Origin of the sequence: Microbacterium sp. GbtcB4 (assembly GCF_019091465.1) — a bacterium.
Lineage (GTDB): Bacteria > Actinomycetota > Actinomycetes > Actinomycetales > Microbacteriaceae > Microbacterium > Microbacterium paraoxydans.
The window spans coordinates 1-22,773 of record NZ_JAGXJJ010000001.1 but is presented as its reverse complement, the minus strand read 5'-3'; the positions used below and the strand labels follow the sequence as shown (position 1 = coordinate 22,773).

Here is a 22,773-nt window from a genome sequence, read left to right as displayed (position 1 = left end):
CGGTCCGACGAGAAGAGAGCGGGGCCACACTCCCTCGCCCGATATACTCGCCACATCGGGGGATCCCCCGGCGCACGACGCCGGGCGGCTGCAGGCGCGCGGTCTCCCATCAGACCGTGAGGAGCAGGTGTGGCAACGCGCATGGCAGCGACACCGCCGACGCTGGCGGGGTACAGCTATGTGCGTCCGCTCGGGTCCGGTGGATTCGCCGATGTGTTCCTCTACGAACAGGACATGCCGCGCCGCGTCGTCGCCGTCAAGGTCCTGCTCGCGGATGCCGTGAACCCCGAGGTGCTGCAGACCTTCAACGTGGAAGCCGACATATCGGCGCGGCTGAGTGCCCACCCCTCGATCGTCACGATCTACCAGGCGTCCATCTCGGCGGATGGGCGGCCGTACTTCGCGATGGAGTACTGCCCCGACACGATGAGCGCGCGCTACAAGAAGGCCCCGCTTCCACTCGCGGAGGTGCTCGACATCGGCGTCCGCATGGCCGGCGCTCTGGAGACCGTGCACCGGGCCGGTCTGCTGCACCGCGACATCAAGCCCTCGAATGTGCTCATCAACTCGCTCGGCGCGCCCGTGCTGGCCGACTTCGGCATCGCCGCTGCCGTCATCGAGGAGGGCGAGGGCGAGACGATCGCGATGTCCGTGCCCTGGAGCTCTCCCGAGGTGCTGCAGGAGCGCGTGTCCGGATCCATCCCCAGCGAGGTGTGGAGCCTCGGCGCGACGCTGTACACGCTGCTCGCCGGCCGCAGTCCGTTCGAACGCGGCGACCGCGGCTCGAACTCGCGCGATCAGCTCACGGACCGCATCATCAAGGCGCGGTACACGGCGGTGCCGGTCCCCGGCATTCCGCCGATCATCGACGACATCTTCGCGAGCGCCATGCACCGCGACCCGGCGAAGCGGCCGGCGAGCATGGCGGAGTTCGCGGAGAAGCTGCGCTGGGCGCAGTACGAGCTCGGCATCTCGCCGACGGCCTTCGAGGCGGCGTCGGCGGAGTGGGCCGCGGCGGCGCCGGTGAACTTCTCGGATACGAGCGTCCGCGGGCCGGTCATCACGACGGTCGCGCCCGACTCGCGGAGGGCAGCGCGCGCCGCCCGTCCGCAGGCCGCACGCCGTGAGCGGGACGACATCCCCGCGAGCACCCGAGGCCGAAGCCGGTCCCCCCTTGTCGTCGGTATCGTCGGCGCCGTGATCGGCGCCGCCGTCATCGCGGGTCTCGGAACCGCGGTCCTGTTCCTCACGGGGATCCTCTGATGGCGGCAGGCAACCGCACCGCCGCCGAGGCGGCGACCCCGCCCAGGGGCAAGCTGATCGCGCTGATCTCGGGGATCATCGCGCTCGTGGTCGTCGTGGCGCTCGCGGTGACGGCACAGGGGTATCAGTCGCGGGAGGTGCCGCGTCTCGAACCGGCGGTCTGGGTCATGCGCGACAGCGGACAGTATGCGCGCGTCAACACCGAGCTCGCCGAGATCGACACCGTCCGCGATGTCGATGACCCTGAGGCGGTCTGGCAGAGCGGCTCCAGCACTGTGCTCTACGCACAGGGGAACCGGCAGCGGTGGGACGTCGATCCGGCCAGCCCCGCCGATCTGCTCTCCGACAGCTCTGAAGAGGGGACCCCGCTCGCTTCGCAGCCGACCCCCGCCGGGACCCGCGACGTCCTCTCCGCCGGGGTCTACGTGGCCTACCGCACCGACACCGGGCAGGTGTCGGTGTCGACCCTCGCACCGGGGGCGGGCACGGCCCTCGTCGACCCCTTCGCCGAGGTCGAGGTCGAGGAGGGGGAGGACCCGCCGACGTACACCGCCGATGCCATCGGGCTGTCGCCGGATGGCCTGCTCGTCCTCTACTCGGCGGACGAGGGGGCCGTGCGCCGCTTCGACATCGACGAGCACCGGTTCCTGGGGGATGAGTCACCCGTGGCCGATGCGCCGGAAGCCGGGGAGGGCCTGGCGATCGCGGTCGTCGGGGAACGCTGGGCGATGCTGCAGCCGACCTCCGGCGAGCTGTGGCTCTCCGGTCGCGATGCGGCGGTCACGCTCGACGTCGCCGAGGACGCACGCCTGCAGCGTGGAGCCGCCGAGGGCGACGCGGTGCTCGTCGCGGACTCGGACGGCCTCGTCTCCGTCGACCTCGCGTCCGGAGAGGCCGACCGGGTGGCGGAGGCCTCCGGCGTCCCCGCCGCACCGGTCACGGTCCGGGGGGAGACCTACGCGGCGTGGCTCGACAGCGGCGGCGGAACCCTGTGGAGCGCGGGGGAGACCACTCCGCTGCAGGTCCCGGACGAGACGCTCGACGCGGCAGCCATCGACCCGGTCTTCCAGGGCAACGGCGATCGCGCGGTGCTGGTCGAGACCGGGACGGGCCTCATCTGGACGGCGCCGGACGGCGTGCTGATCCCGCTCGAGCAGTGGAAGATCGAGGACGACACGGAGCAGCAGGAGGGCACGATCGTCGTCGAGGACGTGGCGGAGCAGCTTCCGCCGGTGGCCGTCGACGACGCGTTCGGTGTGCGTGCGGGGGAGCAGGTCCTCCTGCCGGTCCTCCTGAACGATCACGACCCGAACAAGAAGGACGTCCTCACGATCGATCCCGAGTCCGTCGCGGCAGGCCTGAGCGATCCGGCATTCGGGGAATTGGCGCTCGTGGCGGACGGCCAGTCGCTGGTCGTCGATGTGAAGGCGGGCTCCGGCCAGGCGAGCTTCACGTACGCCGTGACGGACGGCGCGGCCGTCTCGCCGCCGGCGACCGTGACGCTGACGGTCGTCGATCCAGGAGTCAACTCCGCCCCGGTGTGGTGCGGCGTCGACGCCTGCAAGCAGGAGTGGCCGACGCCGCAGATCCTCGCCGGCGGCAGCACGATCGTCTCAGCGCTCTCCGGCTGGGTCGACCCCGAGGGTGATGCCTTCATCCTGAGCGACGCCTACGAGACGGATCCCTCGGCACCGGTGATGGTGGCGCCGACGGACGACGGCCGCGTCGCCATCCGGCACACCGACCCGAACGCCGCGGATGCCGTGATCCCGGTCACGGTGGTGGTGCAGGACGTGCACGGTGCGACCGCAGAGAAGACCCTCGAAGTCCAGGTCAGCGGCAGCCCTGCCCTCCAGGCATCGGCCGTCGCGGTGACCGCGCGCGTGGGCGAGCGGCAGTCCATCCGCATCTCCGACCATCTGTCCGGGGGCTCCGGGTCGTATCGCCTCGTCGACGCCGTCCAGACCGCCGCGACTGCGCAGGGCTTCGAGGTCACCCCCAACGCGGCCGCGGGCACCGTGGAGTTGACCGCGGCGGAGCCGGGCCAGTACGTGGTCACGTACACCGCGCAGGACGCCACGACCCAGGCGGAGCAGTCGGCGGTCATCCGCGTCACGGCGGTCGACGGCTCCGCAGCGCTCGCGATGGCGCCGTTGACGGCGTTCGTCCGCGAGGGCGAGGACACGACCGTCGATGTGCTCCGCGCGGTGCAGAACACCAGCGGACGGGTGCTGCTGCTGTCCGACGCCGTGAGCTCCACCCCGCAGCTCAACGTGCGCGTGGTCGGGAACGAGAGCCTGCGGGTGAACGGGACGACGGAGGACGGCGAGCCCGGCCTGATCGGCAAGGCCACCGTCACGGTCGCGGATGGCGCGGGCGGGGCCGTCCAGGGCACGGTGAGCGTGTTCCTCACCCCGCCGTCCACCGTCACCCGCCCGATCGTCTTCCCGGACGCGGTGACGGTGCGGGCGGGCTCGCTCACGCGTATCGAGGTCGCCGCCAATGACGTCGCCCCCCGCGGGGAGCCGCTCCTGGTGCTCCCGGAGGTGACGGGGTCGGGCGAACCGGACGAACTCGTCTTCGCCGACCGCAACGCGCTGCGCTACCTGGCGCCGAAGACGCCAGGCACCTATCGGCTGACGTACTCGGTCTCGCTCGAACGGAACCCCTCCCTCTCCGACGACGGCGTCGTGACGGTCACCGTCGTGCCGCCCGGGACGAACCGCGCTCCCACGCCGATCGCTCTCACCGGTCGCGTCCTCAGCGGGCAGACCGTGACGATTCCGGTACCCACGACCGGGATGGACGGAGACGGGGACCGGGTGGTGCTGTCCGGCGTCGACCAGCCGAAGAAGGGCGGGGGCACGGCGACCATCTCGGCCAGCGGCGAGGCGATCGTGTACCGGGCCCCGGCCGGGGGAGTGGACGGCGGACAGGTGTCGTTCCGGTACACCGTGCGCGACCCGCAGGGTGAGGAAGGCAGCGGCGCGGTCCGCATCGGCGTCCTGGACGCGGATGTCGAGGACGCCGCTCCGGTGACGTTCAGCGACTACGTCCGGGTCGAGGCGGGGTCCCGCACACCGGTCGTGCTGGACCCCCGGTCGAACGACCTCGACCCCGCGCAGAGCGAGCTCGAGATCACCGCGCTCGTCCCGAACGCGCCCCCCGTCAAGGGGAACCCGCTGTACGAGCGGCTGAATGCACTGATCGATTCCGACACCTCCCTGAAGGACGGGCGCGTCGTGCTGCGCGCCGGGGAGACGGCGGGGACGAACTCGTACTTCTACACGGTGAAGTCGACGCGGACCGGGAGCACGGCGCAGGGCCTCATCGTGCTGACCGTGACCGAGGGCACGGTCGCCGATCAGCCGGTCGTGACGGACACGGTGCTCACGGCGCGCGACCGGGACGACCTCGTGGACGGTGGCCTCGACGTCGTCACGGACCGGGTGCGCTGGCCGTCCGGCGACGTCTCGTCGCTCCGTCTGAGCCTGTGGGGCGATCAGGCCGGGTACACGGTGAAGGGGAACCGGATCATCGGCCCCGCTCCGAAGGAGGGCGCACTGGTGCCCTTCCAGCTCACCGGAAACGCCGCCGGCGGACGGGACGTGACCGCCTACGGCTTCCTGCGGATCCCGGCGTTCGACGACATGCAGGTCCAGCTCGTCCCCGGCGCGACGCCGGTCGTCGTCGATGAGGACGCGGCCGTCAGCTTCGCGGTGCCGGACTACCTCGATCTGCCGTCATCGGATGCCGTGGAGATCGGCTCCGGAGCGTTCACCGCGCAGCGGGCTGCGGCGTCGTGCGCGGCCGATGGCCCCCGCAAGGCGGAGTACCGTGCCGGTCGTGAGGCGCCGTGGTCGGACACCTGCCTGATCCCGGTGCGTCTGGACGGACAGAAGCGCTGGTCCTACATCGACGTCCCGGTCAGCATCCGTCCGTCCGAACCGCAGCTGCTGCTCTCCTCGATCTCGCACACGATCGCGCCGGGAGCCACGGAGAGCGTCGACCTCTACGCCAACATGGCCGCGTGGGAAGGCGGGCGCGAGGGCAACGCGGGCTCCCTCGAGTACCGGATCGTGTACTCGGGTTCGGCGTTCGTGGTCACGCAGAGCGGGGCGAAGCTGACGATCGAGGCGCGCGCCGACGCGCGACCGGGCAACACCGAGAACGTCAGCGTGACGGTGCCGCAGTACGGACAGCCCTCAGCCTCCGTGCGTCTGGTCGTGGGCGCAGCCCCACCGGACGCCCCGCGGGGAGCGACCTTCACGAAGCAGTGCGTCGTCACCAGCGCCCGCTGCTCGATCGACGTCGTCGATGTGGCGGGCGAGTACGATCCCTTCGCCGGCAAGCCGGGATCCGGGCTGCGACTGATGTCGCTCGGGGCGGGATCGCGCTGCGACGTCGCCTCGTTCTCGACGGCGGGCTCCAAGACGATCACCGCGAGCTGGCCCGGTGGCGGGCAGGCGCCGGGCGGGCAGTGCGTGGTCTCGTTCGTCGTGGCCGACGCGCAGGGGCGAACCGGCACGGGCACCCTCACGCTCGACCTGCAGGGATTCCCGCAGGCGCCGGCGAGCGTGACCACCGTGGGTTTCACCCGCTCGACGGTCGTGCTGGAGGTGCCGCTCGGCGAGGCGCGCCGCGCCCACCCCGCGGTGTCGGGCGTGACCATCCTCCAGGACGGGGCGGCGGCCAATGCCTCCTGCAGTCCGGCCGGTGCTGTGTACCGCTGCACGGTGAATGGGCTGACCAACGGCGCGCCGCACACCTTCACGGCTGCAGCGGTCAACGCCGTCGGCACCTCGGCGTCCACCTCGCCGCACACGAGCTGGGCCTACGCCGCCCCGGTCGTGGCGAACGCGACGGCCACGCCGGAGTATCGACCGGGGGTCTCCGACCGCGGGCGCGGGGCGGTGCGGGTATCGATCGATGCCGCCGACGATGCTGTCTCCTTCCGGATCGAGGAGACGGGCGAGGTCATCAATCGCACGGGGGCGACCACCACGGCCGATATCTCGCTGTCGCCGGGGGCGCAGACGCTCACGATCGTCCCGATCAGCCAGTTCCAGCCGCCCACCGGCGGCGGCAACGAAGGCGGCGGGTTCCGTACAGCCGTGACCGTCGCCGGCTCCGTGTACTTCGACCCGGCGACGACGCAGGCGACGGCGGTCTCGAACACGGCGGTGAACGTCTCCGGCATCGCGGCACAGGCGAACGGCAGCACCAGGGGCGTCCAGGTCACCTATGTCGCGTGGCGATCGGGCAGCGTCAGCTGCACGGCGAACGGAGACGGCACGCTGTCGGTCTCCGGCGGCGAGGTGCGGTCCGAGTCCCCCTCTCTGCAGGGGCTGCGGCCGTACCAGCTGTACTACGTCAAGGCGTGCGCATCGAACGGCTACGGCGTGGCCGAGTCGTCCACGACAACCGTCTTCACGTTCACGTTCGTCGACGGGCCCGGCGGTGACACCACCTACACGGTCGCGAAGGACCCCCGGCGCGACGGGAACCGCTATGACTACGGTCTGGCGTCGGCGCCGCGCATCGACGTCGAGAACGGCTTCGTGCCGCAGTACTACATGTACGGGCAGTGGGTCGGCGACTTCGCCCTCACCCCGGACTCGTCCCCGGGGCAGGTCCGCGCCCGCGCCTGCCATGCCACGCAGACCGGCTCGTGCTCCGGAGAGGTGAACATCACCGCGACGACCGCGCCGACCGTCGTCAACGCCGTGTTCCAGCCCTGCATGCCCGTCGTCGAGGGCGATGCCGTGACGGTGTCCGCCGCGGCACGCGGCTCGTACATCCTCGAGGTGACGCCCCTGGTCGACACCCCCGGCACCTTCGACGCGAAGATCACGTGGACCGGAGCCTTCGCCACCCTGACCCCCATCACGCATCGCATCACGGGCCTGTGCCCCTGACCGCCGAGCACACCGACACGAATACTCTTTCCCTATGCCAGCCACCGCAGCAGCCCCCGTCACCATCGCTCCCGAGCAGGCCTCCTGGTTCGCCGAGACGTTCTCGATCCTGACCGGCAACATCGAGCAGGCGATCCTCGGCAAGCGCCACGTGGTCGAGCTCGTGCTCGCCACCGCCGTCAGCGGAGGCCACGTCCTCCTGGAGGACTACCCGGGAACCGGCAAGACCGCCCTCGCCCGCGCCGTCGCGCAGACCGTCAACGGGACCAGCAGCCGCATCCAGTTCACGCCCGACCTCCTTCCGGGAGATGTGACCGGCATCACCGTCTACGACCAGAAGGAGGGCACGTTCGAGTTCCACGCGGGACCCGTCTTCGCGAACATCGTGCTCGCCGACGAGATCAACAGGGCGAGCCCGAAGACCCAGTCCGCGCTGCTCGAGGTCATGGAGGAGGGCACGGTCACGGTCGACGGCGTCACCCGGTCCGTCGGCTCCCCGTTCCTCGTGATGGCGACGCAGAACCCCATCGAGCAGGGCGGCACCTACCGGCTCCCGGAGGCGCAGCTCGACCGCTTCATGATCAAGACCTCGATCGGCTACCCCGACGAGGCGGCGACGATGCGCATCCTGCAGGGCGCCGGCCGGCCGAAGACGGTGCTCGACGGCATCGTCGACACCGACACGATCCTGACGATGGCGGAGATGTCGCGCGGGGTGTACGTGAACCCGCTGGTGTCGGACTACATCATGCGCATCGTCGACGCCACGCGGCGGGCGTCCGAGGTCCGTCTCGGCGCCAGTGTGCGCGGCGCCCTCGCGCTGTCCCGGCTGGTGATGACGTGGGCGGCCAAGAACGGGCGCACGTTCGTGACGCCCGACGACGTGCGCGAGCTCGCCGTCGTCGCCCTCGCGCACCGCCTCGTGCTCGAGCCGGAGGCCGAGTTCGACGGGGTGACGGCTGTGGCCGTCGTCGGGCAGATCCTCCTCGACGTCGAACCCCCACGCGAGAACGGCACTGCGTGACCTTCAGCACCGAATCCCGCCTGACGCGCACGACCGCGGGCACGAGCACGTCGACGCGGACGTCCACCGTCACGCGTTACGACCGCACGCGCCGCGGTCCCGTGCGCGGCGCGGTCTTCGGCGCGCGTCGGGTGGTCCGCTCCGTGGGGCGCGCGACCAAGGCCACGGTCGGCTGGGTCCGTGAGACGGTCACCACGGCGGGGATGCTCGTCGCCGGGGCCGTGGTGCTCGGCGTGCTCGCCGGGGCGCTGTTCGGCTGGGTGGAGGCCTGGGCGGTCGCCACGATCGCGCTCGTGCTGCTGGTGGCCTGTGTGCCGTTCATCCTCGGCGCCCACGACTACCGGATCGATCTCGTGCTCGACCGCGACCGCGTGGTCGCGGGCGCGGAGATCGGTGCGACCCTGGACGTCCGCAACAACGGCGAGCGCCTCTCGCTCCCCGGCGTCGTGGACGTGCCGGTCGGTGAGGGCCTCGTCGAGGCGCACGTGCCGCTGCTGCGGCCGGGTGCGCATCATCGGGAAGAGCTGACCATCGCCGCGCACCGCCGCGGCGTCATCGACGTCGGCCCGATGACCATCACTCGCGGCGACCCGATCGGCATCCTCCGCCGCGAGCTCCGGTGGCCGGACGTGCAGCGCATCCACGTGCACCCGGTGACCGTGCGGCTCCCCAGCACCAGTGCGGGACTGATCCGCGACCTCGAGGGCACGCCGAGCACCACTCTGGTGGACGCCGACCTCTCCTTCCATGCCGTGCGCGAGTACGTCGTCGGCGACTCGCCACGCCACATCCACTGGAAGTCCACGGCGAAGACGGGCACCCTCATGGTGCGGCAGTACGAGGAGTCCCGGCACGCGCGCATCGCCGTCATCCTGGATCTCGATCCGGAGTCGTATGCCGACGACGACGAGTTCGAGAACACCGTCAGCGCGGCCGCCTCGCTGGCGCTGCAGGGTGTGCGGGACGGCAGGGACGTGCTGTTCTCCGTGAGCAACGAGATCCCGGAGCACGGCCGTGCGGAGGTGCTGTCGATCCGCACGCTGCCGACGGTGACTCCCAAGGCGCTCCTCGACGCGACCTCCACGATCGATCAGACGGCGCGGGTGATGAGGCTCGAGGCCGTCACCGCTCTCACGGCGCAGTCGTACCCCGACCTCTCCATCGGCTTCCTGCTCACCGGTTCCCTCCTGCCGATCGAGCGTCTGCGCCACGCGGCGGTGAAGCTCCCGGCTGCCGTGGAGGCGGTCGCGGTGCGCAGTGAACTCGGCGCGCAGCCGACGATGCGGACGGCCAGGGAGCTCGCGGTGATGACCCTCGGTGCGCTGGGCGATCTCCCGCAGATGCTCGCCCGAGGAGCGCTGCGATGAGCGCGGCCGGGCCGAAGCGCGGACGCGCTGGATCACGACGGGGCTCCCCGCCCTCTGCCCTGACCCTCTGGTCGCTGGGGTACGTCCTGGTCGGCGTCCTGCTCGCCACGGTGGCCGCCTGGCCGGTCTACGAGTCATCCCGAGCCCTCGCGGTGGGGATCATCGGCGGCCTCCTCGGCATGGCCGTCGCCGTCGTCACGCGTGTCCTGCGCTGGGGCACTCTGCTCGGGGCGCTCGCCGCCGTCGGTGTGTACCTGGTGGTCGCGGTGCCGCTCGCCATCCCGTCCGCTCTCACCTCTGTCCCCGCATTCTTCGGCGGTGTGCGGGATGCCGTGCTCGGGGTCGTGCTGGGCTGGAAGCAGATGCTCACTCTGAACCCGCCGTTGGGGGAGTATCAGGCGGTGCTCATCCCCTTCCTCGTGGTGATGCTGTTCGGGGCGTTCCTCGCCACGCTCTTCGTCTGGAGCGGCGGCAAGCGGGCGGTGGCCGCGGTCCCCGTGGTCGTGGCCATGAGCGTCTTCGGCGTCGCCTTCGGTGTGAGCGGCACGTCCTCCCCGGCCTCGGTGGCCGGCGTCGAGCTTCCCGCACCGCGGGAATGGCTGGTCGGGGTGGCGGTCTTCGTGGTGTCCCTGGTGTGGCTCGTCGGTCGTACGCGCCTGCAGCGCGCCGCCGCGCTGCGGACCGTGGCCGCGGCCAACATCTCCCGGCGGGCGACCCCCGTCTGGCTCACCGCCCGCCGGCACCTGCTCGCCGGGGCGCTGGCGGTCGTCGCTCTGGGGGCCGGCTTCGCGATCACCCCGGCGGCGGCCGGCTGGTCCGACCGCTCGGTGCTGCGCGACGAGATCGAGCCGCAGGTCGTGGTGCAGGAGCAGCCGAGTCCGCTCAGTTCCTACCGCTCCTGGTTCTCCGGCGACACCCTGGACACTCCGGTGGTGGAGCTGGAGGGCGACCCGGGCGCCGTGGACCGCATCCGCTTCGTCACCCTCGACGCGTACGACGGCGAGGACTTCCACATCGACGCCGATGACCGCTTCAGCCGTCTGCCGCGCTCCGCGCTCCCGGGCTCCGGCCGGGTCACGCTGGAGATCACGATCGGCGAGGCCTACCGGGGCATCTGGGTTCCGTCGCCCGCCGGTCTCGCCGAGGCACCTGCGTTCTCCGGCGAGCGTGCGGACGCGCTCGCCGACGGGTTCCATGTGAACGATGACGGTGACACCGCCATCACGATCGCGGAGGCGCCCGGCGGCGGGGAGGGTCTCGTGCCCGGTGATCGCTACTCGGTGCTGGTCGATGCGCCCGGTGCACCGGACGCGGTGACCGCTCTCCAGGGCGGCCGGTCGACCCTCGATGCCGATCGATACCCCGCGCTGGTCGAATGGGCGGAGATGCAGGAGCAGCCCCGCACCGGTGCCGGCTACCTCGAGGTGGTCGACCGTCTCCGATCCCGGGGCTACCTGAGCCACGCGCTGCTCGAGGACGCCGCTGCCACGGGGTGGATCGCGGCTCTCCAGGAGTCCGAGGGCTACGCTTTCGCTCCCAGCTATGCCGGTCACTCCGCAGCCCGCATCGAGGAGCTGTTCACCGAGCTCACCGAGCAGGAGCGTCGGGCGGGTCCCGACGCCGACCCGGAGCTGCTGGTGGCGGCGGTCGGCGACGACGAGCAGTTCTCCGTGGCCGCGGCCCTCCTCGCGCAGCACTGGGGCCTGGAATCCCGTGTGGTGGTGGGAGCGCGACTCGCGGCGGCCGAAGAGGTCCCCGGGATCCCGGCGTGCACCGACGTGTGCACCGGCGCGAACATGAGCGCCTGGGTCGAGGTGCGCGCCTCGGGCGGCGAGTGGATCCCCGTCGACGCGACGCCGCAGTATGCCATGCTGCCGAGCGCCATCACCGAAGGTGAGCAGCTCCCGGAGCACCCCACGGTTCCGGAGCAGCCGCGGTCCGAGGCTCTGGATCCCCCGCAGGCGCAGAGCGACGCGAACAACGATGCGCCCCCGCTGGAGGAGCCCGCCTCGGAGGTCCTCGCCTTCCTGCTGCCGATCCTCCGTGGAGTGGGTCTCGGGCTTCTTGCCCTGCTGCTGCTCGTTCTGCCGTTCCTCGTGCTCGTGGGCGCGAAGAGCCGGCGCGGGCATGCGCGGCGCACGGCCGCAGACCCCGAGGTGCGCCTGGCCGGAGCCTGGGAAGAGCTCGCCGATGTATACGCCGACCATGACGTGCCCATGGACGCGCAGGGCACGAGGATGCAGCGCGCGCAGACGAGCGGTCGCGTGGCAGCACAGCGGCTGGCTGCTCTGGTCGACCGCGCTGTCTTCGCCGAGCACCCGCCCACTTCCGACGAAGCGACGGCCGCCTGGGCGATCGTGGATGCGGAGCGGGCGGAACTGGCGAAGGCGGGGACTCGATGGCAGCGTCTTCGGACCCGGGTGCGGCCGACGTCTTTCGTCGCCAGGACGCGCTCCCTGCGCCTCCCCGGCTTCGGCGCGCGACCCGCGCTCGGTACGCTCGGATGGACCGGTTCACTGGATGACCGGAAGAAGGGGGACTCATGACCGCGCCCGCGGACTCCGGTCTGGCCACGATGCTCGTCATCATCGTCGGACTCGGGCTGCTCGTCGGCCTGGCCGTCTACGTCTGGTACGCCCTCGCGCTGTCGCGCCTGTTCCCCCGCATCGACGGGGAGGGCTGGAAGGGCTGGGTGCCCGTCCTCAACGAGGCCGAGATCCTCGCGCGAGGGGGAGTGCCCGCCTGGTCGGTGGTGTTCTACTTCATCCCGCTCGTGCAGATCTACGGCATCTACCTCAAGGTCGTCGCCACTCATCGCATCAACCGGCGCTTCGGGCGGGGCGCCGGCATGACCGTGCTCGCCATCCTCCTGCCGCCGGTGTGGGCGACCGTGCTCGCATGGGGCCCGGCGCCCTACCCGGAGGGGGACCGTCTCGCGGCCCTCCAGCCGGGTCCGCGGCGCAGCGCCCCGCCTTCCGCGGCTCCCGCGCGCGACGCGTCGGGGTACACGATCCCCTCCCTCGCCCCCGCGGGCAACGGATCGCCGGAGGCGCCGCCGCTGATCTTCCCGGACTACGCCGCGCCGTCCGCGGTCGCTCCTGCAGCGAGTGCCCCGCCGACCGCGGGTGCGCCGCAGGGCGAGCCCCCGGCACCGAGGTCGTTCGCTCCGCCGGCCTTCGCTCCGCCTGCCGCGCCGCCGGCTCCGTCGTCCGCGACGCCGTCTCCGTCGTTCGCACCACCGGCGCCGCCCGCGCCGTCTCCCGCGGCTGCTCCCGTTCCGCCGGCTGCCTCGATTCCGCCTGCTGCCCCGGTTCTGTCTGCGGCGCCCGTGCTTCCGCCTGCGGCCGCTCCGACAGCACCGTCCCCGGCCGCACAGCCGACGCCCTCCACTCCCGCGCTGCCGACGACCGGCATCATGGCCGCGATGGGCGACGTACCGCCGGCCGCCCCGCAGCCCGCGCCGGCCCCTGCTCCCTCCGTGGACTCCTCGCCGAGCGAGGAGCCCGCTGCCCCCGCGCCGGCTCCGGAGGCGAACCGTGTCGTCCGACCCGTGCCGCCCTCGTTCCGCGACGGCGGTCAGCCCGAAGCCCCGCCGATGCCCATGATCCGCCCTGTTCCGTCTGCGACCGATTCCCCCGCAGCAGGACAGAGCGTGCCGGTACCTGCTCCCGCTGTTCCCGAAGGCCTCATCCCCGATGTCGACAAGACCGTGGTGACGCCGCGCCCGACCGACGACGACCTCGACGCCACGGTGGTCGTCGCCCGCAAGCGCGGGGTGCGGCGCGTCCTCGTGCTGGACGACGGTCGTCGGTTCTCGCTGTCCGGCGCGAGCGTCGTGATCGGCCGGAACCCCACCGGGGAACCGGGCGAGCAGCGGCTGGCCATCCCGGACACCACCCGTACGCTCTCGAAGACCCACGCCCGCCTGGTGGTGCAGGAGGACGAGTGGCGCCTGACCGACCTGCACGCCACCAACGGCGTCGTCGTGGTGGCCGACGACGGCTCGGAGACGCTCCTGGACGCCGGGGAGAGCGTGGTCGGCACCGGCCGGTTCATCCTGGGCGAAGTGGGCATGCACGTCGTCGCGGAGCGCGATTCGTGACCGTGGAATCCGTCGTCCTCCGGGTCGCCGCGCTGACCGACACCGGGCTCACGCGGACGGCCAACGAGGACGCGGTGCTCGACGCGCGTCCGGTCTTCCTGGTCGCCGACGGCATGGGTGGGCACGACGCCGGTGATCGCGCCAGCGCGGCTGTCGTCGCCGCCTTCGAGCCGCTGCGCGGACTGCCGGTCGATGTCGGCGACATCAGCGACGCCCTGAGCCGAGCCGCAGCCGTGGTCGAGGACATCGCCGCCGCGCACAAGCGCGGGGCGGGCAGCACCGTGACGGGTGTGGCCCTCGTGGAGCACGAGGGGGCGCCGCACTGGCTCGTCTTCAACGTCGGGGACTCCCGGGTGTATCGGCACCACGGCACCGAGCTGGCGCAGCTCACGATCGACCACTCCCTCGGACAGGAGCTCGTCGATGCCGGTGAGCTCCGCCCCGAAGACCTGGCCTCGTTCTCGCGCCGCAACGTCATCACGCGCGCGGTCGGGGCCCCGGACAGCACGGCGGACAGCTGGCTGCTCCCCGTCGTCGACGGCGAGCGGCTCCTGCTGTGCTCCGACGGGCTGACCGGCGAGGTGAGCGATGAGGCCATCCGCGCGACGCTGACCATGAACGGTCGCCCGGAGACCGCGGCGGCGGCCCTCGTCCGCCGCGCGCTGCAGAGCGGAGGGCGCGACAACGTCTCCGTCCTGGTGATCGACGTCGTCTCCGGCGGCGCACGCACGCGTCCCGACGACGCGACGGGTGGACGGGCCGCCGTGTCCGCCGTCACCGATTCGATGCTCGAGGGCACGACGGTCCCGGTGCGCGCGCGATGAGCGACGACGAGGTCGAGGAGACCGTCATCCTGACCCGCCGAGACCGCCGGCGGGCCGGAGCGGCGGACCCGGTTCCCCCGGCGGCCGATGACACATCGGCCGCCGTCGATGAGGCCACCATCGTGGTGGATCGCGCGAAGACGGCTCCGGCTCCCGACCGAACCGACGATGCCGCGGAGGACGCGTCCGAGGGCGCCATCACCGATGAGCCGGACGATGCCGGGCCCGAGGACGCCGCGGGCGAGGCCATCGACGACGCGACCGTGGTCGTCGATCGCTCCACCCCTCCGGCGGCCGACGTCCCCGAGGACGCCACCGTGGCGGTCGCGCGTCCGGCTCGACGCCTGCGGCGGAAGAAGGGCGCCGCCGCAGAGGGCGACGGCACCGCACCCCAGGCCGCCGAACCGCGGTTCCACGTCGACTCCTTCGCCGCCCCGGATGGCGCACCGGCTCCTGCGATCTACAAGCCCCGGCCGGCACCGCGCAATCCCGTCGCTCCGCCCGTCGTCGTCGGGGCGGCCGCTCCCACGCGCGTGGTGGAGCCCGGGCTGCCGTCCGTCGCCAAGCAGGCGCAGCGGTGGAGCATCATCACCCTTGCTGCGACCGTCGGGGCGAGCGTCGTGTCGGTCGTCGGGCTCGTCGCGCTCGGCTTCGTCGTCTTCGGCTGAGGATCTCCACGCCGGCCGGGAGGCTCTGTATGGTGGACGAGGAAACGCCTTGAGGGGGGATAGTCGATGAGCGACGATGCGGAACGGTTCTTCGAGTTGCGCGACGAGGTGGACAGTCAGGCGAAGATGTTCGCCGATGCGTCCGCGCGGGCTGTTCCCGCCTCCTTCACCGATGAGGCAGGCCTGGTGACGGCGCAGATCGACGAAGACGGAGTGCTCTCCGTCGAGATCGCCGACCGCTGGCGTGACGGCATCGAACCGTCGGCTCTCGGCGACCGCATCGTCGCCGCCTTCCAAGGCTTGAGCGCCGCCAGGGTCGAGGCGTGGGCGGCCAACATCGGCGACGCGGCCGAACAGGATCATCGCCCCTCGCCGATCCCCTCGACGCACGACTCGGTGGCGGCGAGGCTGCAGGAGGCGCTCCTCGCGGAGCCGGAGACCACGCCCGCGGTGGAGAGGGCTCTCGAGAACATGCTCGCCTTCCTCGACGACGTCTCCGCCAACATCGACGCGACTTTCGCGGGCGCTCTCAGCCGGGGACGACAGACCGAGGAGGTCGCACCGCTCTCCCGGCACCTCACCGTGGAGCTGTCCGCGGGCGGGCACCTCGTCGCGGTCTCGCTCTCACCGAACTGGGCCGAGCGGTCTTCCGGCGCCCAGATCTCGCGCGAGCTGAACGACACACTCCGCGAGGCTTTCGAGAAGACCCGGGCGACCCGGGACGCGGGGGCGCTCGATGGCAGCCCGCTCGAGAAGTACGGCCGTTTCGTCGATGATCCGGACGCTTTCGTGGCGTTCGTCAGTGGGAAGGAATGAGATGGATCCGGAGATCGCGCTCAGTTTCGAAGCGCTGACGAAAGACGCCACGCTGTGGGACGAGGCGTCCGCAACCCTGCAGTCCAGCGCTGGGGAGATCGCGGGGATCGAGGTGAACCGCGGCGCTTTCTCGTTCGCGGCGATCGACCTGGCCGACCTCTATGCGGAGCTGCATTCCCGCGTGCAGCAACTGCTCACCGACGGTGCGACCAGGACGAGCGAGGGCGCGGCTGCGCTGCGCGCCGTCCGCGATCAGTTCGAGCGCTACGAAGACATCACCCAGTCCGAGCTCTATCGGATCTGGCAACCGGCAGTCTGACCGAAGGCGAGACGACAACGATGAACCCCGTCATTGACCGAGTGCTCGAACTGCTGGCGAAGGTCAAGCAGAAGCTCGACGAGATCGTGCGCCTGATCAACGCGGCGCTCCGCACCATCCCCGCGTACCTGAGCTGGGTCGCCGACCGGGTCAAGGACGCGTGGGACACCACGCTGACCAAGATCCAGGAGATGTGGGATTGGCTGGCGGACAAGCTGAGCTATCTTGGCAACCCCTTCGTGCTCAACGGCGCGGCCGACGGCTGGAAGCGGGTAGGTGGTCAGGTGTCGCGGATCAATGACACGATCGTCGACGCCAACCTGTCGGTGGACGACCGGTGGACAGGGCGCGCCGCGGACCAGTACCAGCAGTCGCTCGAGCCGCAGCGCCGGGCCAACACATCGATCATGTCCGACTACGCGGAGAACATCGGCAACGCCATGAGCGGGCTGGCGGTGGCGATCGCCGCCTTCTGGGGTGCCATCGCCGTCGCCATCCTCACGCTCCTCGGCGCTCTTGCCGGCGCGGCCGTGGCGACGGGAACCATCATCGGCTTGCCGGCGGCTCCGGTGCTCGTCGGTCTCGGCATCGCGACCTTCCTCGTCGCTGCCGGTGCCGGCGTCACCATCCTGTACGTGTCGGCGGGGCAGGCGCGTTCGACCATGACGTCGACGTCGGCCGGCATCACCACCTGGCCGTCGATCGCGACCGCCTGATGAGCGGGGCAGTCCGGACGGCGCGCCCGCGTGTGCCCGCCATCGTCTCCGTTGTCGTCGGCGCGTTCGCGACAATCGCTGCGCTCCTGGCACTCGCCAACGCCTCGGCGGAAGGGGCTCTGCTCGGCGGTGGCCTGGTCGCAGCCGTGGTGGCCGTCCTCAGCTTTCTGCTCGCCGGATACGGCTTCCAGCTCGGACGATCGGCTGCCGCGAAGCTGCCCGCGGCGGGACCGTTGACCCTTCTCGCCCTCCTCACGGCCGTCGTCGGCGTGATCGGGAGCATGGGAGTCTTCGTGCTCAGCGCGGCGAGCGGAAGCCAGAACGGGATGGCTGTGGCGGTCATCGTCCTGGTGCTCTCGTTCATCGAGACGATCGTCGGCTTCCGACTGGTGCGGGTGTCTCGCCAGGATTAGGTTGCCCCTGCTGCCGTTGGCGGGAGATGTCATGGTCACCGGTGCGGCCCTCGTGGGCGCCGTCGTCCGGGCGCGGCAGGCGGCAGCCTCCGGGCGATGATCCGGCACCCGCGGCGGTCAGCGCCGAGAACACCATGGCGAAGACGACGAGCAGACCGGCGAGAGCGAGGAGCCGATCGGTGGCTGCGCTCCGCTCCGTCTGCCCGCCGCGACGAGCGAGGCCGAACGATCGTATGGCGGCCACGGCGAAGCCATGGGGGTCATCTTCTGTCTCCGGTTCTCACGCCTCGGGCTCGGGGCGGTCGAGGAGGCCGCCCTGTCGCTCGACCTCGACCGCCGCGTCGGCGGGGGTCTCCCGGCGTCGCCGGAGGACGATGAGGATGCCGAGGACTCCGAGCAGGCTCGCGCCGGCGATCGCGGCGATCAACGCCACCTCGCGGGTGAGGACGAACGGCGGCACGCCGTGGTCGGGCTCGACGCTCACCGCCGGGGGCCGCACGGCGCTCTCGGCCGTGTCGAAGAAGGGGCTGACGGGTCCGCGGGTGGTGGGGTCGGGGAGGAGCTGAATAGCGGCGGAGGGCCGGATGAAGCCCCAGCCGTTCACGTCATCGCGGTTGTCGGCATCCGCACGGAGCGCCGTGGCCGTCAGCCGATACGCCCACCCCGCCGGGGGATCGTCCGGGTGCGCCTGGGCGACCAGAGCCGCCGCCGCGCTCACATAGCCCGTCGCGTAGCTCGATGCCGGGGCATCGGAGGCGAACAGGCAGTCCCCGCCGCCCGTCGCCGCGGTGAGCACGTTCGCGCCGGGGGCCGTGACCCCGACCTGCGGACCGTGGATCGAGCTGTCGGTCGCGAGCCCCGTCGCGTCGGCCGCGCTGACGCCGAGCGCCTGTTCGTAGGCGGCGGGATACCGGGCTCCGTCCTCCGCCTCGGGGTCGGAGATCCTGTTGCCGCCGCTGGCGACGACGAGCGCTCCGACGGCGGCCGCGTGCTCCACCGCCGCGCGCAGCGCAGGCGAGTCCGTCTCCTGCGACGACGAGACGTTGATGATGTCCGCGCCGTTGTCCGCCGCCCAGTTGATGCCGTCGGCGAGGCGCTGGGCGCTCGGTCCCCACCCCTTGTCGATGTCCTGCGGCGAGTCGCTGCGGAACGCGCGCACCGACAGCAGGCGCGCATCGGGGGCGAGCCCCACCACGCCGGAGCCGGAGACGGGCTGCGCCGCGATCTGCCCGGCGATGGCGGTGCCGTGCCCGGTCAGATCGCTCAGGCCGTCGCCGCGTTCGCCGTCGCCGACGAGGTTCACGCCCCCGACGACGACGCCGGCGAGGTGCGGGTTGCCGGCGTCGATCCCGGAGTCGACGACCGCCACGACCACGCCCTTCCCGGTGGCGAGACGGTTCGCATCCTCCGCCCCGAGGGCCGCGAGTGCCGACGGCGCCTCGGGAGCGAACACCACGGTGCCGGGCTCGCAGGCGCCGGTCGCCATCGACACGATCGTCGTGGGGGCGGTCGGCGCGGCCACCGCGGCGGCCGGCGTCCCCCATACGGCAGCACCCACCACGAGGGTGGCGAGAGCGGCGCGGCGGCGCATCACTCGTCCTCGGAGCCGGGCGACTCTCTCGCGGCCTCTGTGGTCAGCGCCGGCCCGGCGGCGAAGAAGTCGATCCACGCGCTCGGCACCCGCCCGACGTCGCCGGGGGTGTAACCGAGCTGGGCGAGCGGTCCGCTGGCGGCGTCTTCCGCCGACTCGTCCGGCACGGCGCCCGGGATGGCGTACGCGGTACCGGACTCGTCGACGAGCACGGCCATGCCCACCGCCTCGTCCGACGGGCCGCTCGTCTGCACGAGGGCCCCACCGCCGACGGTGACGGCGACACGGTCGCGGTCCTCCGGCAGCTCGGTGCTCGTGGACCCGAGGACGGTGCGGGCGTCGTCGCCCAGGACCGCGCACGGGGTCTCGCCGGAGGCGAGCGGCGTCAGCGGAAGCGTGGGCCAGTCGTCGCCACCGGCGTTCGGAACGGTGGGAACGTCGGCCACCTCCGCCGGAGACACCTCTTCCTCATCCGCGCCGGCCTCCTGCGCGCTGCCGAGCAGGTAGAGCTGGTACGCGAGCGGGCTGAGGCGCGCGAGCTCCCCGGTCGCGAGCGCCACGTAGCGCTCGTCCGCGGGGCTGCCCTGCACGTGCACGATCGTGCCCGCCGTCAGGTCGGTCCCCGGCACCCGGGCGCCGACGGCGTTCAGACGGATCGGCTCGAGGTCGGCGCCGCTCTCGAAGAGGTTGAGCCAGCGTCCGTCGACCTCGATGACGTCGCTGGTGCCGAGGCCGACCGCGCGCAGCACCGCGTTGGCGTCGTCGGCGGGGACGGCGTAGCGGAGGCCGTCGGCGATCACGAAGAGCTCGTCACCGCGCTGCACCACGGCGCCGGTACCCGCCGACGGCTCCGCGATCGGCGCCCCTGACAGCGAGACGGCGGTCCCGGCGGAGTCGTCGATGCACGCGGTCCATGCCGTGTTGATGAGGGCGCTCGGGGTGGGCAGGTCGTCAGGGGCGCCGAGGATGCCGATCGAACCGCCGACCGGGATGCCGTCGAGGGCTGCCTGATCCGTGCGCACGACCTTGAACTCGCCGGCGGGGATGAGCAGGCGGGCGCTCGCGGTGTTGATGACGGGGTACAGCGTCCCCTCGACCGAGACGTAACGGGCGCCCGTGTCGGTGGCGACGATGAGGCGGTTGTTCTGCCAGTCGCCGGGGAGGCCCGGCTGCATGATGCCCCAGAACACGCCGACGAGGATCACGCCGACGGTGAGGGCGATGCCCGCGATGACGGCGCGCAGCGGCTTGGCCGGTTCGAGCTCCTTGCCGCCGGGGGCGCCGCCGGTGAAGGCGGAGAGGAGACGTCGTCGGCTGAAGCCCTGGGCCTCGATCAGGTCCTTCTTGGTCGCCATCGGTCAGACGAGCCCCGCCGTGATGACCCCGAGCGGGAGCAGGAGGGCGAGCGCGACGACCTCGACCGTGTCGCCGAGCCGCGTGAGGCGGAGGCGGGCCTTTGGCGTGAGCAGCGTGAGTCCGATGAGCACCACGGTGGCGACCACGAGGATGAGCAGCATCCAGGTGCGCACGTCGGGGAGGGCGAGCGCGACGGTCACACCGGTCGCGGCGAGGCCGATCGCCCCGATCGCCATCAGCACGAGCACCCCGAGGCGGGCGTGCATCTGCCGCGACTGGAACATCATGCCGACGAAGGCGAGCACGCACAGCACAGCGCCCGTGACGCCGCTGGCGGCGACGAGCGGGGTCGCGATGAGGGCGGCGAGGCCGAGCGCGGCACGGAGCGCGATGAGCGTGCGGGTGCCGGCGGCGGCGCGACGCTTCACCTCCTCGGCGTCGATGGGCTGCGGCGCGGAGAACATGTCCGCGTCGCTCTGCGGCGAGATCACCCGGATGCGGGTGGAGCTCAGAGCCAGCCAGGGGATGCCGTTCGCGAGCAGCGCCGTGGTCGCGAGCATCAGCGCGTAGGAGGCGAGCGGGTCGCCGAAGACCGCGGCCGCCGTGGCCGTGATCCCGATCGAGGCGCCGAGGGCGACGGGCACGAGGTGGATCTCGGGCTTGTCCTGGGTGACGGCCAGGCTGAGGCCCCCGACGACGACGAGTCCGAGCCCGAGAGCCGCGAGCGGCCAGCCCCAGATGCTCTGCGCGGGGACCGCGAGGTAGCCCGCGAGCCCGCCGTACGCTGCGGCGGTGAGTCCGAGCGCATGACCGGCCTCGGGCTGCCGCAGCCGCATCAGCACGGCGGCGGCCACGCTGAGCACGACCGCGCCCGATCCCGCGATGATCGCCGGGAGCAGAGACGTCGGCGGCGTCGCGACGAGGAGCACGGCGCAGAGGGCGAGGAAGGTGAGGCTGACGAAGAGGGCGGTGCGGGAGCTGTCCGCGGGGGTCCAGGAGTTGTGCTGCTCCGCGGTCGCGTCGATCACGGCTTCCACGACGTCGTCGTAGATGCGCGGCTCGCGCATGAGTCCGCCGCGCACCAGGGTCAGCAGCTCGCCGTCGTGCACGCCCTGGGCCGCGGCGCCACGAGCGGGGTCGAGGGGCGTGCCGTCCGCCCGCTGCAGCGCGTATCCGCCGTGCGTGAGGGTCGGGTCCAGCACGCCGAGACTGCGGGCGAAGCCGGGGATGATCTCGACCAGGGGGACCTGCGACGGCACCCCCACGTCGAGCCTGCGGTCGTCGCTGACCACGGAGATCCGCAGCACGGTTCCTGCCACGGTGCCGCTCTGGCTCATATCGGTGGTGTCCCCCCACGTGTGTGATGCTCTCCCGCCGCAGGCATTGCGGGGGTCCGGCCCGGACTCACTCTAGTTGACAGGCCAGATACTATCTGTTGCGCACGCGCGGGCAGGGGCGACGGTCTCGCGCGGCGGAGGGTAACGGAGGGGATCATGCAGGTTGGACGTGTCCGCGGCGTGCGGCGGCTGCTCGTGTGGATGGGAACGCTGGGAACGGTGATGGCATTGGTCGCGCCCGCGGCAGCTCACGCAGCGACGCTGGAGTCAGGTCTGTGGTGGTTCGATCGCGGCAAGGTGCAGGCAGCGCACGATGCGGGCTTCGACGGGACGGGTGTCACCGTCGCGGTCATCGACGGTCAGATCAATCCCGACATCGTCGGTCTCCGCGGCGCGGATCTCGAGGTGAAGGACTCCTACTGTCGCGACGCCGCGGGAGACCCGGTGCCGGCAACGTCGACCGATTATGTGGCGGCATCGCACGGGACGCACGTCGTCTCGATGATCGCGGGGACCGGAGATGCCCCGGCAGGCGGCGTTCCCGTCACCGGGGCCGCGCCTGGTGCGAAGATCCTCTACTACCCGGCGATCGTCACCGATGGGGTGTTCGACACCGCGATGGGGGAGAAGTTCGACGAGCAGTGTCTGCTCGAAGACGGCAGCACGGTCATGGCTGATGGGACGACCGGGGTGTCGCGTGCGATCGAGGATGCGGTAGAGGATGGCGCCGACATCATCTCCATCTCCCTCGGGGGCTTCGATCTGACCGACGCCCTCGCCAAGGCGGAGGCCGCCGGCGTGATCGTGGTGGCGGCTCTTCCGAACAACTCCGGGGTGGCCTCGCAGCCTGCGTCGGGCAACGGCGTCGTCGCAGTGCAGTCGTTCGGTGCCGATGGGAAGATCCAGAGCTCCACCACCATCGAGGGCGTGGGCGAGCCTTCGCCGAATCAGAGCGACGACGTGATCGTCGCTGCGCCGGGGATGGGTGTGCTCGGGCAGGGCAGCGAGAACTCCTGGGACGAGCAGGTCCTCCTCACCGGCACGTCGTATGCGACGCCG

Annotated in this window: 16 protein-coding genes; 13 read left to right on the top strand and 3 right to left on the bottom strand. The window is 71.8% G+C overall.

Annotation, left to right across the window (positions count from 1 at the left end; all coding sequences use genetic code 11):
* The first annotated feature begins 129 nt into the window (after positions 1-129).
* From KVS71_RS00080 to KVS71_RS00025, 12 genes are all read left to right on the top strand, one after another.
* Complete coding sequence (locus KVS71_RS00080) at positions 130-1,263, top strand: serine/threonine-protein kinase (protein ID WP_308208583.1); 1,134 nt, start codon at positions 130-132, stop codon at positions 1,261-1,263.
* Positions 1,263-7,181 (top strand): Ig-like domain-containing protein, encoded by a 5,919-nt coding sequence (locus tag KVS71_RS00075; protein WP_217582748.1) that lies wholly within the window; start codon positions 1,263-1,265, stop codon positions 7,179-7,181. The genes KVS71_RS00080 and KVS71_RS00075 overlap by 1 nt, the downstream gene beginning before the upstream one ends.
* A gap of 34 nt (positions 7,182-7,215) precedes the next feature.
* Positions 7,216-8,205: a MoxR family ATPase gene (locus KVS71_RS00070; protein WP_060922371.1), complete on the top strand. Its 990-nt coding sequence runs from the start codon at positions 7,216-7,218 to the stop codon at positions 8,203-8,205.
* A complete protein-coding gene (locus tag KVS71_RS00065) occupies positions 8,202-9,572 on the top strand; it encodes a DUF58 domain-containing protein (protein ID WP_217582746.1) in 1,371 nt (456 codons plus the stop codon). Before KVS71_RS00070 ends, KVS71_RS00065 begins: the two co-directional genes overlap by 4 nt.
* Positions 9,569-12,118 (top strand): transglutaminase domain-containing protein, encoded by a 2,550-nt coding sequence (locus KVS71_RS00060; protein WP_217582744.1) that lies wholly within the window; start codon positions 9,569-9,571, stop codon positions 12,116-12,118. The genes KVS71_RS00065 and KVS71_RS00060 overlap by 4 nt, the downstream gene beginning before the upstream one ends.
* The gene (locus KVS71_RS20195) at positions 12,115-13,674 is read left to right on the top strand and encodes a DUF5684 domain-containing protein (protein ID WP_105949197.1); all 1,560 of its coding nucleotides are present in this window, start codon (positions 12,115-12,117) and stop codon (positions 13,672-13,674) included. The genes KVS71_RS00060 and KVS71_RS20195 overlap by 4 nt, the downstream gene beginning before the upstream one ends.
* A complete protein-coding gene (locus KVS71_RS00050; RefSeq protein WP_060923218.1) occupies positions 13,671-14,498 on the top strand; it encodes a PP2C family serine/threonine-protein phosphatase in 828 nt (275 codons plus the stop codon). The genes KVS71_RS20195 and KVS71_RS00050 overlap by 4 nt, the downstream gene beginning before the upstream one ends.
* Entirely contained in the window at positions 14,495-15,166 is a 672-nt protein-coding gene (locus KVS71_RS00045; protein ID WP_217582743.1) for a hypothetical protein, read from the top strand. Before KVS71_RS00050 ends, KVS71_RS00045 begins: the two co-directional genes overlap by 4 nt.
* A 66-nt stretch (positions 15,167-15,232) precedes the next feature.
* Positions 15,233-15,982, top strand: coding sequence for a hypothetical protein (locus KVS71_RS00040; RefSeq protein ID WP_105949199.1), 750 nt, complete (start codon positions 15,233-15,235; stop codon positions 15,980-15,982).
* Position 15,983: 1 nt separating this feature from the next.
* The gene (locus tag KVS71_RS00035) at positions 15,984-16,301 is read left to right on the top strand and encodes a hypothetical protein (RefSeq protein ID WP_060923221.1); all 318 of its coding nucleotides are present in this window, start codon (positions 15,984-15,986) and stop codon (positions 16,299-16,301) included.
* A gap of 20 nt (positions 16,302-16,321) precedes the next feature.
* A complete protein-coding gene (locus KVS71_RS00030; protein WP_217582742.1) occupies positions 16,322-17,017 on the top strand; it encodes a hypothetical protein in 696 nt (231 codons plus the stop codon).
* A complete protein-coding gene (locus KVS71_RS00025) occupies positions 17,017-17,430 on the top strand; it encodes a hypothetical protein (protein ID WP_144881419.1) in 414 nt (137 codons plus the stop codon). Before KVS71_RS00030 ends, KVS71_RS00025 begins: the two co-directional genes overlap by 1 nt.
* Before the next feature lie 280 nt (positions 17,431-17,710).
* Here KVS71_RS00025 and KVS71_RS00020 read toward each other — a convergent pair whose 3' ends face one another.
* Genes KVS71_RS00020 through eccD form a run of 3 tightly spaced genes read right to left on the bottom strand, consistent with a single transcriptional unit; the run spans position 17,711 to position 21,714 of the window.
* Entirely contained in the window at positions 17,711-19,021 is a 1,311-nt protein-coding gene (locus KVS71_RS00020; protein ID WP_060923224.1) for a S8 family serine peptidase, read from the bottom strand.
* The gene (gene eccB / locus KVS71_RS00015) at positions 19,021-20,376 is read right to left on the bottom strand and encodes a type VII secretion protein EccB (RefSeq protein ID WP_060923225.1); all 1,356 of its coding nucleotides are present in this window, start codon (positions 20,374-20,376) and stop codon (positions 19,021-19,023) included. The genes KVS71_RS00020 and eccB overlap by 1 nt, the downstream gene beginning before the upstream one ends.
* A 3-nt stretch (positions 20,377-20,379) precedes the next feature.
* Complete coding sequence (eccD, locus tag KVS71_RS00010) at positions 20,380-21,714, bottom strand: type VII secretion integral membrane protein EccD (RefSeq protein WP_217582741.1); 1,335 nt, start codon at positions 21,712-21,714, stop codon at positions 20,380-20,382.
* 156 nt (positions 21,715-21,870) lie between these two features.
* On the opposite strand from eccD, the gene KVS71_RS00005 reads away from it, so the two are divergent.
* A partial coding sequence (locus KVS71_RS00005; RefSeq protein ID WP_254635337.1) for a S8 family serine peptidase occupies positions 21,871-22,773 on the top strand: 903 nt, incomplete at its 3' end.